Genomic DNA, 8,904 nt, shown 5'->3' with positions numbered 1-8,904 from the left:
CAGAGGCAAAGAGCTTGCCGACCATCAGCGCCTGACATTGGCCACCGAGGTTGATGTCTATTTTTGTGACCCTCGGTCTCCCTGGCAGCGCGGCTCAAACGAAAACACCAACAGATTGCTGCGCCAGTATCTTCCGCGCGGCACCGATCTGTCCTTGCACAGCCAGGCCAAGCTCAGTGCCATCGCAAGGCAGCTCAATGAAAGGCCGAGAAAGACCTTGCTCTATCAGACGCCGGCTGAGAAGTTCGCAGAATGTGTTGCAGCGATCGGTTGAACTCGCCCTCAAACAAGGTCGTTCACAGACACAAGCGCCAAGGTGGGGGCTCGTTTGCTGCTCCGGTGTTGGCAGGCTGTCCTATTGGATTTGAAGCCTATTTGCTGCCCCGAGAGAAACTCGAACTACCCACCGAACCGGATGGCCAAAAGTGCTTGTAACATAAGATGAAATGGATTCCGTACTGAGTCAGCAAAGTACAGAGCTTCGGAGAACAACGGCCATTCGGAGAACGGAAAATGCGAGAAGCTCCCCAATAGGTACGGTGTAGCTGTTAAAAACGTCCGCCAATACTGGGCTAAATAGCCCCGAAAGCCGACGTGGAGAACCATTTGGTGAGGATGGTTGGCGGAGGGAGAGGAACTGGGATCTAACCTTCTCTGCGTACTCCACAGCGGTGGAGCGTACCTCTGCGTACCGAGTGCCGACGTCGCCGCGGTCGCCTACTCAACAACCCTTGCAAACGGCTTTGATCTTTTTGATCGACAATCGAATTTTTCGGCTCGGATCTCGGGGTCACCTGGCTTTGAAGGGCAGCGCCAGGACCGTTCCGTCAATACGCCCGATGCTGGTACCTCCAGCGCTGTTGCCGCCATGCCGGCCCCCACGACGACGGTATCGCAAGAGATGTCGCCCCCGAGCGGCTCCGCTTCCGGGGCTACGTCGACGTCCATCCACAGAGAATGGGAGCGCCCGTCAAAATGCGTGGCTCTATTAGATGGCGACATCGGATTCGGGCTCCCCGATGTGCCACGTCACACGCGCTCCGATCGTTGCTTCCGCTTATCTTGACGCAGGACGTAGACGGACTAACCAGACGGCATTTCGCGGCACTACACTACGGCATGTTCAGGACTATTCCTTTGCGCCGAGCGCGGTTTGGTTTCCGGCAGCTCGATTGGGCACGCTGAGGCGGACTGCATGTCCTTCCCGGATGGCCAAGGAAGCGGCTGCCACGGCTGCCTCAAACGCGGCTTCTTTAGTTGCGTATCGATTCTTGATGCTGCCGTCGTGCAGGACACCCCATTCGTCACCCTGCGCGACAATCATATACTCGGCTAATCCCATGACGCTCTCCTCCCTAGCGAAAGAACGCCCCGCTGTACGGTCCGGTTCCGAACCTCTATCGTCCCCATCAGGATGCATGCACTTGTAAGACGTGATCTCGCGCGCTCGGTCAGCTGCGGCCTGCATTAGAGCTTCTTTTCTTCCGCATCTTTCGAGGCCTTTTCCTGCAACTCGCGCTCAGCCTGAAGATAGAAGTCCCGGTCCTCCGGACTACCCACTTGGAAGGCGAGATCTCCTGCCTCTCGGTCAGCTTGATCATGTGCACGGGCACCTAGCGTTCAGGACAAACTGGTGTCCATGACTCGGCGCAACTTTCGGCTCTGGCGAACAGAGAACTAAGCATCCGGTAACGCCGACTCAGTTGGCGGCTTAATACCTGCGCCGTGAAGGGTTCGCTTCACAGACGATCCCGCAGATCGGTCACACCTTCTTTTTGAGCGCAGTGGTCGCAGCAGTAATATGTGCCGTCCTTTTCAAGGCCGTGGCCGACAATGCGGGTTCCGCAATGCTCGCACATCGGTGCCAAAGCATGAATTGCGCACTCGAAACTATCGAACGTGTGCGCTTGGCCGTTCATCACAACCTGAAAAGCCTTATCATAGTCATTCCCGCAGGTTTCGCATGTCGCCATTTTTCCTCCTTCACGCCGCACTTCGTTTGCGAGTTTAAGCAGCGTTCTTGGTCGAGCTGAAGTCGGAGGCTGGCCGATCTTTTCCACCAGTACTGCCGACTTTGCGGCAGGTGAATGAACTTCCTCTATGCACCTGCCGGATCCGTTCTTCTTGCCACTGCCTTTGTTTCACTATCGCCGTCGGTCGTATCACGACCTCCTTTGGCAAATATTGATTTCCTCCTGCAACTCCTGTTCGACCCCAGCCTTTTTGCGCATCTCGTCAATGAGCTTGGAAGCCTCCGCCTTGGTGAGGTCCTTTCTGATCGTAAGAGGCTGTTGTGCTTGTTCGGACTGGGTTGCAGATAAGACGCCTAAGCGTCGGTCATCGGCTCGTCTCCTGACACCCAATCGTCAGGGGACTTCCGAATGTTGGTAGCGTTTTCTTTGGTGCTCATGGCTGTCTCCTAGCGTTGAGAACGGCAGAGTTCACCGATTGTTCCGGTGCGAGATTTGATGGTGGAACGGCGAAATGATATTTTGGGAGATCGGTCTGGCGGCTGGAGTAACTGCCCTCATATTTTGCCGGTAATTCCAGACTGATGGAGTTCTCCTGCTATGAGCAGTCGGATAATCTTGCAAACGGCCGTCCAAGTCCGCATCAATGATCGCGGTCCTTCGCGCCGAACCGGCAAGATCATTGATCTCAGTTACGGAGCGTCGCGCGCAATTGGAATGGGCGGAACGGCGAGAGTGTCTGTACAGTGACGCCCGGCTATGAGTTTACATCCTAATCTAACCCAAGCTCTTTGATGGCCAGCCCGGAGAGCTGTCCAGCATCGCGCACGCCACGTTGACCTAGTTCTATAACCTTCTTAGCGATGAGTTCGGTTAGGGGATCGTTTCAGTCGACCAGGCTGAGCTTCTTCAGGGTGCGTTCGTAAGCGTCGGTTAATACTGTAATTTCTTCCGGACCCAAGGGAGAATTTTGCAAAAGCCGATAGATAGCCATCTTCAGGCGCACCCGGTTCCAACAAAGGAACCCGATGGTGCCACCGATTGTGCTGGGTTTCAATGACGGAACCCAGGCGTTTTCCAAGTTTAATCCCGACAATGGAGACGGTCATGCAACGTCGTCGAGTAAAACATACGACCTCCTTAGAAGAGCACATTGCCAAGCGGGCCGCTGGAGGTCAGGGCTTTAGCGAAAGCGCATCTAGAAGGAGGCAGGAAGCGGGAGCGCCTAATGCGCAGGGTACGCCAGGCCGCCTTCGCCACCAGCTAACGTGGCCCGCGGTTCGAACGACCGGGCGACGGCCATTGAGTAGAGGTGAGGGAGGGACGTAATGACCCAGCCGACAGAAAGAGAGATCATGAACCGCGCCTATGAGATCTGCAACGGCAGGCCTGAAGGCAAAGAGGATGAATTTTGGCAGTTGGCCGAGCAGGAGCTGCGAAACGAGGACAAGTCATCTCCCGTTCGCACACCGGACAATCTGTAACTGGGCCTAAACGCAGTTCGTCGTTGTTGGTTCCTTCGAGGAAACTGCGCCGTTCCAGAGAAAATCCGACCTTGCAGCAAGAGAAACAGAGTCAAAGTCCCGCACCGTCGCAAACATTGGCGCTGCCCTCACGGATGCCTGCCGGAGCATGACTTCAACGTACACGAAACGATCGAGCGGCCTTTGCCAGTCCATCCTCATCGAAGCGAGGCTAACCGCTCTTCAGAAACCTTCTTTTTGTTCCACGGCCCGAATTGCCAAGGTTGGAAAGCCGCGACCGGTTCCTGACCTCGATCACCACGCGACTGCTATCGCTTGTGCGGCAGTCTCCTGCGCTTCCGGGAAATTAACGGCCTAGACCGGTGCGAATGAAATAGTCCACCGCAATGTTAAGCGGGTCGTCCAAGGGTCAAGGATACATGGCACATCCAATATTTCATCGGATAGGAACGCAACTGAAAATAAACCGTTCAGATACAGAAATTCGCGTCACTGCCTGCGCTTGCCGCCGATCACGATGATCAAACTAACCCGGGCAATGATCGACGCTACTGGCCGAGAAGGAACGCATACGAAAGGCCCCGGATTACTCCGAGGCCCCATCTAATTGTAAATTATCGTCTGCCTGACTTTACCTCCCGCCCGGCGCCGGACCGGCGTTGTTGTTCGTGCCGGGGCCGACGTTGCCCTGGCTGGAAGGATTTGCAGCGCTGCCCTTCTTGGACTTAGACATGCTTGAACCCGTGGTCATAGTCGACGAACCGCTGTGCTTTTTCGACTTCGTAGCCGATGTCGCGCCGGGTCCGACATTGCCCTCGCTTGATGCTCCGGGGGCGGGCTGCATCTGAGCAGATGCGATAAGTGTGGACCCGACGAGCGATGCAGCGACGAGTGTCGATATGGCGAGTTTTGATCGCATGTTGATTCTCCGTCTAAATGATGCGGGAATCAAAACCTTTGCCACAGAACAGAGTTCCGGCTCCCGTACCCAAACTTTACCGTGATCAAGACCTAACCGGCCGCTCTTCTCTTTCGCCGGTATGGACCGAGTTTAAGGGCGACCGCGGCACCAAGTCCAAACCGATCCCCGGCCCTGGGCAGCCCCACACAGCCCGGCTGCTTGCGGCCCTTTAGGGGCCCTTTTATCCATCTAGACGTTGGGGGTCTCAGACCGATATGCAGGTCGGGACGCCTGAGGCTTTTGCTCGATTGGGTTTGCAGGCAATTGAAGTACCGTAGCCCGTTGCCCGGTAGTGAGGTTAGTGACAAGAACGATTGCACCGTTCGAGAATTCCAGCGCGTCGTGATGCTGGTGAGATTTGTCGGTGTCAATTTGGCGAAACCGCGCTAGTCGCGCGCCGATGCTCTTGCGAAACATCATGCCGCCAGTTTGAACGTCATGTTCGAATGCAAGCTCGGTCCCGGGACGAAGGCAGACCGCGACTTTCGGATTGTTCGGGCTCGCAAAGCCCCCAGTCCCTGCCGTCTGGAATCTGGTCGAAACTAACGTCTCCGCGACCTCAGCGGGGCGCGTGGCGACCGCATGTAAGCTGTAATCGCACATTGAATGGACCTCCTATAAACCGTCACTCCCAAATCACGAACCTTCGCAAACCTATTTGGTTGCGAGGTGCGGTGATGGCGATCAGTAGATTCCCCATCCGTCCGGGAGTCGACCTAAGAAACATTAATTCGGCGAGCCCCAGAGAGCCTTTTTCTTCAACCAGCAACGTCTCCGACATGTTTGAAATCGAAACAAACAAGCTTGGCCAGGAAAAGGGCAACGCCGCCGAGAAGACCTTCGCCTCGCAAATGGTCGCCGACCACACCAAGACCTCGACCGAACTCAAAGGCCTGGTTTCAAGCGGCAAGGTGCAGGCCCAACTGCTGACCGCCCTGGACAGTTCGCACCAGAGCAAGCTTGACAAGCTCAAGGCCGAGAGCGGCAAGGACTTCAGTTCCGGTTTCGACTCGATGCAGGTCAGCGCGCACAAAGACGCCGTGTCGCTGTTTGAGCGCTATGCCAAAGGTGGTGACAACGCGGACCTCAAGGATTGGGCCGGCAAGACCCTGCCTGCGCTGAAGCATCATCTGGAGATGGCTGAAGATCTCGCCAAGCCTAAATAGCTTGCCAGGCGCCGCCCGAACGTCGAACCTCCAAGGGAAAGGCGGAGTACCCGGCCTCGGAGCGTTCCGGGCCTTTCTTTTCGCCTCGCTCTCCTAAAATCAGGACCGATTCCGCGTGCCTTTTTCCTTACTTCGGTGGCTTGTTCTGCTTGTCGTAGGGACGGACACCCACGCTGCTGTCCGGCATCCTATCTCGGCCTTGGTCGGCATTAGCGTCAGACCCGCCGGAAGTCGAAGTGCCGCTGCCGCTCTTGCTCGGGCTCATGCCAGTAGTGCTTGGATTGGCATTTTGAGAACTGGCGGCCGGGTCGCCTGTCGTGGAGCCCTGCCCGCTCGGAGCGCCGCTTTCCGCAATGGCAAGCGAACTCACGGCGACGAGGCCTGCTGCCAATACAACAGTTGAAATCTTCATGGACGGTCCTTTCGCTTATCCAATATTACGTTGATGGTTTGGCTACGTGTTCCACCGGCCCACGACGGTGCCGGCAAAAATAGGGCTTATGCCGTGTGGCCGGGATCGACATGCTTGGGTGTTTTCTTGGCGCGCTGCGGCGTCATCTTCGCCGGATCGGGAGCGCCAGGAACACCCCGCGGGCCAAGCTGTTCGCGCTGAATGTCGTCTTCTGATTTTTCGGGTTCGACCCCGTTGACCTGCCGCTCTTTTTCCATGGTGGTCACATCTCCCGCCGCACGCCCTTGAATTTCTTGGCGGCCTTTTTCTTCGCGGCGGACTTTTTAACCGCCATGAACTCGCCCGATGTCTTGCTGCGCTTGGTCCAGGCCGTCACCCCGCCGAGCCTCGTCTTCAGTTGCGTGCGCTTCTTGACCGCGCCCTTGCGCACGTTGTCGCCGATGGGCTTGTTCACCGCCATCATCGCCTCCGTTAATGTGTGTGGGTTTCCTGCCACTTTTCTAGATCCGGCGTGTGATCGCTCGGCTTCTGTTCCTTCTCCGGCGGCCCCTTCCAAGGCTTGTCGGTTTGCTTGAGCGAGCCACCATCCGTTTTCTGACGGGGATCGTCGGCGGGCGTTTCTTTGCTCATCGGGCACCTCCGTACCCCTAAAGCGCAAATGGGCTGTCAGTTCCGCAGGAACGCATCGACGCGGCCCAAATCCGGTGGTGGCGCGCGATCGAGGATGTCATGGCATCGATCGGAGACACCTGCCCCGAGTGTAGATGATTCAATTTTCGGCACTTTTGAGCCTTTGGCGCGTCTACTATATTGAGAGAAATGCAAGGGCCAACACGACGAGCCACCCCGTAATGACCAGCGCAGCCACTGCCCCGGCATTTATTCTAGCTTTCTCTTTCCGTGGTGTAACCGCGCATTCAACTCCTCAGTTGGCGGCCTCTTTCATTTAGCGGCGTGGCCTCGTGGGGCTGTTAAATCCGCCCGCGGCCGCCTAGATGCGGGACCGCGTATATATCCGAGACGGGTCAAACGCGCTGTTTGGCCGCTCACTTCCAGACACTCAGAACCCGTGATGTTTTCAAGATTGCTGCTTGGTAGCATCCGTCGCGGAACGGGCACGCTTCTCAATCCTGAGCGCAACCTTGAGACTGTTAATCGGCGTGGAGGTCCGGCGCTTTGACGCCCGGCTCGTCTCCGAGGGTAGGCGACGGCCGAGACGAAACAACGTAGTCGCGGAGGCACACATAGACAGTGATAGATCGCCACTTAACTAGGCGGTCTCGAACCGAGCTGTGGGAAGTCCGCCGTCGCACTTAGCTGGGCCCAGGCGGTGAGCTCCCGAGCTTCCGCATCGAGTGCGGCCCGAATGTGATCGATTGCCATCTGCCCCAAGGGCAACCGCAACGGCGGATGTTGGGCCTCGATCGCTTGAATGATCGCTCGTGCCGCACGTGCAGGATCGCCAGGTTGGTTGCCATCCATTTCTTTCAGCATCTGGCGAACTTTGCCGACGCTCTCGGCATAGTCTTCCATCGGACGCGACCATTTTGCTGATCGGTCACTGAGGAAGCGCGTTCGGAATGGAGCCGGCTCGACGATCGTCACCCGGATGCCGAGATGGGCAACCTCGCTCGCAAGCGACTCCGAGAGGCCTTCGACAGCGAACTTGCTGGCCGCATAAAATCCACCACCAGGAAGGCCTTCGACGCCGTTGAGTGATGACATCTGCACCAGATGACCCGAGCGCTGCCTGCGCATATGCGGCAGGGCGGCGCGCGTTACGTTAACCACCCCGAAAAAGTCCACGTCAACCTGCTGCCGCAGTTCTTTGTCGGTAAGTTCCTCAATAGCGCCCACGTGTCCGTATCCGGCATTATTGAAAACCACGTCGATCTGGCCAAAATGGGCGACCGCTTTATCCATCGCTTTTTTCGCCGCCGCGGCATTGGTGACGTCCAACGGCAGCGCCAGCGCACGCTGGCCGCCTTGAACGACCAGGGAGCGAATTGCGTCCACGTCACGTGCGGTTGCGACGAGCCGATCTCCATGCTCAAGCACGGCCTCGCAGACTGCCCGCCCGAATCCACTGGAGGCCCCAGTTACAAGCCAGACACGCTCCTTAATATGCGGTTCTCGTTCGGCCATCGTGCGGTTCCTTGTCAGTTGGAGTACACTCATAAACGTGGTGCCGCGCGAAAGTGTTCCGAGCAACAACATTGATTACTGAGGTTGTGGAGTCTTTCTTCAGAGAAAACTCGCGAAATCTGCGTCCGTGCAGGTTCCACGCCCGACCTGAGGATCGGTCAAGGTGATCTGCTTTTTGCCTGCGGCGGAAATTCCAGATGATGGACGCCGAATAACCTCGCGTTCATTCGCAGGCAACCCAAACGGCGTGGTCGCATAGATCATAGGAAGCTTGATTGAGTTCGCCCAATCGGCAATTGATGTCCGAGTTGGGTCCAGGCTGTCGAAAATCGCACCCACCATCATCAATTTAAACTAATTCGCTCCCGACATAGCCGATATCCGGCCGACCGGCACGCCATCGCTCACCCGGTCTTAATCGGTGTCTTTCCACTCACCGGTTGGACTGTCGTCTCCCGACAGAAGTTGCTAGTGCAATTGGTTTCCGCATCGACGAAATTGAGACAGATGTTCTACACACAAATTGAACGACCGAGTTTTCACACAACCTGGGTCAAACTCGGAAGAGTCGGCATTTGCGCGACATGTCTGCTTCTGCCCAACGAGAAAACATTCACTAGGACAACTGGCACGTCGGTTTGGTGCCAGGCTCCGCACCGGGACCCGCTGATGGCTGCTTCTTAAGCGTTAGGCGGGGAGCGCGCGACCTCAAGGATGACGTGCCAAAGCTAAGAGGACTGGGGACGTGTGTTTGACGCCGGAAAAA

14 protein-coding genes and 1 pseudogene are annotated in these 8,904 nt (G+C 56.8%); 5 read left to right on the top strand and 10 right to left on the bottom strand.

Annotated elements, in window-relative coordinates:
• Nucleotides 1-274, top strand: a 274-nt coding sequence (locus N554_RS0129515; protein ID WP_036054530.1) for an IS30 family transposase, incomplete at its 5' end; no start/stop codon positions are given.
• An 855-nt stretch (nt 275-1,129) separates the two neighbouring features.
• On the opposite strand, the gene N554_RS0129510 is transcribed toward N554_RS0129515, so the two are convergent.
• The 4 genes from N554_RS0129510 to N554_RS43225 all read right to left on the bottom strand — a co-directional run bounded on the left by N554_RS0129510 (nt 1,130) and on the right by N554_RS43225 (nt 2,410).
• Entirely contained in the window at nt 1,130-1,342 is a 213-nt protein-coding gene (locus N554_RS0129510) for a hypothetical protein (RefSeq protein ID WP_029586750.1), read from the bottom strand.
• A 397-nt stretch (nt 1,343-1,739) separates the two neighbouring features.
• The gene (locus N554_RS0129500; RefSeq protein WP_245283754.1) at nt 1,740-2,060 is read right to left on the bottom strand and encodes a hypothetical protein; all 321 of its coding nucleotides are present in this window, start codon (nt 2,058-2,060) and stop codon (nt 1,740-1,742) included.
• Nucleotides 2,061-2,162: 102 nt separating this feature from the next.
• Nucleotides 2,163-2,363, bottom strand: a complete 201-nt coding sequence (locus tag N554_RS0129495) for a DUF3072 domain-containing protein (RefSeq protein ID WP_029586748.1) — start codon at nt 2,361-2,363, stop codon at nt 2,163-2,165.
• Entirely contained in the window at nt 2,327-2,410 is an 84-nt protein-coding gene (locus N554_RS43225; RefSeq protein WP_371259533.1) for a DUF3072 domain-containing protein, read from the bottom strand. The genes N554_RS0129495 and N554_RS43225 overlap by 37 nt, the downstream gene beginning before the upstream one ends.
• Before the next feature lie 160 nt (nt 2,411-2,570).
• On the opposite strand from N554_RS43225, the gene N554_RS39085 reads away from it, so the two are divergent.
• Nucleotides 2,571-2,720, top strand: coding sequence for an RlpA-like double-psi beta-barrel domain-containing protein (locus N554_RS39085; RefSeq protein WP_081851479.1), 150 nt, complete (start codon nt 2,571-2,573; stop codon nt 2,718-2,720).
• A gap of 136 nt (nt 2,721-2,856) precedes the next feature.
• Here the strand turns inward: N554_RS39085 and N554_RS42460 are convergent, their stop codons facing one another.
• Complete coding sequence (locus N554_RS42460) at nt 2,857-3,051, bottom strand: hypothetical protein (RefSeq protein WP_245283753.1); 195 nt, start codon at nt 3,049-3,051, stop codon at nt 2,857-2,859.
• 247 nt (nt 3,052-3,298) lie between these two features.
• On the opposite strand from N554_RS42460, the gene N554_RS39075 reads away from it, so the two are divergent.
• The 3 genes and pseudogenes from N554_RS39075 (at nt 3,299) to N554_RS0129470 (ending at nt 5,581) form a co-directional block, all read left to right on the top strand.
• Nucleotides 3,299-3,454 (top strand): DUF2934 domain-containing protein, encoded by a 156-nt coding sequence (locus tag N554_RS39075; RefSeq protein ID WP_081851478.1) that lies wholly within the window; start codon nt 3,299-3,301, stop codon nt 3,452-3,454.
• A 1,013-nt stretch (nt 3,455-4,467) separates the two neighbouring features.
• Nucleotides 4,468-4,555: pseudogene (locus N554_RS43220) on the top strand (SOS response-associated peptidase); the annotation flags it as partial.
• 537 nt (nt 4,556-5,092) lie between these two features.
• Nucleotides 5,093-5,581, top strand: a complete 489-nt coding sequence (locus N554_RS0129470) for a DUF4142 domain-containing protein (protein WP_081851477.1) — start codon at nt 5,093-5,095, stop codon at nt 5,579-5,581.
• Between the two features lie 127 nt (nt 5,582-5,708).
• Here the strand turns inward: N554_RS0129470 and N554_RS39070 are convergent, their stop codons facing one another.
• The 5 genes from N554_RS39070 to N554_RS0129450 form a co-directional block, all read right to left on the bottom strand.
• Nucleotides 5,709-5,993, bottom strand: coding sequence for a DUF2790 domain-containing protein (locus N554_RS39070; protein WP_081851476.1), 285 nt, complete (start codon nt 5,991-5,993; stop codon nt 5,709-5,711).
• Between the two features lie 86 nt (nt 5,994-6,079).
• Nucleotides 6,080-6,250 carry a hypothetical protein gene (locus tag N554_RS41290; protein WP_197033796.1) on the bottom strand — a complete coding sequence of 57 codons (171 nt, stop codon included), beginning with the start codon at nt 6,248-6,250 and terminating at the stop codon, nt 6,080-6,082.
• Between the two features lie 5 nt (nt 6,251-6,255).
• Nucleotides 6,256-6,453, bottom strand: coding sequence for a hypothetical protein (locus tag N554_RS0129460; protein ID WP_029586744.1), 198 nt, complete (start codon nt 6,451-6,453; stop codon nt 6,256-6,258).
• An 11-nt stretch (nt 6,454-6,464) separates the two neighbouring features.
• Nucleotides 6,465-6,623 carry a hypothetical protein gene (locus N554_RS41285; protein ID WP_197033795.1) on the bottom strand — a complete coding sequence of 53 codons (159 nt, stop codon included), beginning with the start codon at nt 6,621-6,623 and terminating at the stop codon, nt 6,465-6,467.
• Nucleotides 6,624-7,259: 636 nt separating this feature from the next.
• A complete protein-coding gene (locus N554_RS0129450) occupies nt 7,260-8,138 on the bottom strand; it encodes an oxidoreductase (RefSeq protein ID WP_029586743.1) in 879 nt (292 codons plus the stop codon).
• Between the last annotated feature and the right edge of the window lie 766 nt (nt 8,139-8,904).

The organism is Bradyrhizobium sp. URHD0069, assembly GCF_000701345.1.
Taxonomy (GTDB): Bacteria; Pseudomonadota; Alphaproteobacteria; order Rhizobiales; family Xanthobacteraceae; genus Bradyrhizobium.
Note: the sequence above shows the minus strand (reverse complement) of the source record. Positions and strands in the feature narration are given on the sequence as shown.

Coding starts and splice junctions, on each gene's coding strand:
- N554_RS0129510 (WP_029586750.1), bottom strand. CDS start 1,342: ATGGGATTAGCCGAGTATATGATTGTCGCGCAGGGTGACGAATGGGGT.
- N554_RS43225 (WP_371259533.1), bottom strand. CDS start 2,410: ATGAGCACCAAAGAAAACGCTACCAACATTCGGAAGTCCCCTGACGAT.
- N554_RS39085 (WP_081851479.1), top strand. CDS start 2,571: ATGAGCAGTCGGATAATCTTGCAAACGGCCGTCCAAGTCCGCATCAAT.
- N554_RS39075 (WP_081851478.1), top strand. CDS start 3,299: ATGACCCAGCCGACAGAAAGAGAGATCATGAACCGCGCCTATGAGATC.
- N554_RS0129470 (WP_081851477.1), top strand. CDS start 5,093: ATGGCGATCAGTAGATTCCCCATCCGTCCGGGAGTCGACCTAAGAAAC.
- N554_RS39070 (WP_081851476.1), bottom strand. CDS start 5,993: ATGAAGATTTCAACTGTTGTATTGGCAGCAGGCCTCGTCGCCGTGAGT.
- N554_RS41290 (WP_197033796.1), bottom strand. CDS start 6,250: ATGGAAAAAGAGCGGCAGGTCAACGGGGTCGAACCCGAAAAATCAGAA.
- N554_RS0129460 (WP_029586744.1), bottom strand. CDS start 6,453: ATGGCGGTGAACAAGCCCATCGGCGACAACGTGCGCAAGGGCGCGGTC.
- N554_RS41285 (WP_197033795.1), bottom strand. CDS start 6,623: ATGAGCAAAGAAACGCCCGCCGACGATCCCCGTCAGAAAACGGATGGT.
- N554_RS0129450 (WP_029586743.1), bottom strand. CDS start 8,138: ATGGCCGAACGAGAACCGCATATTAAGGAGCGTGTCTGGCTTGTAACT.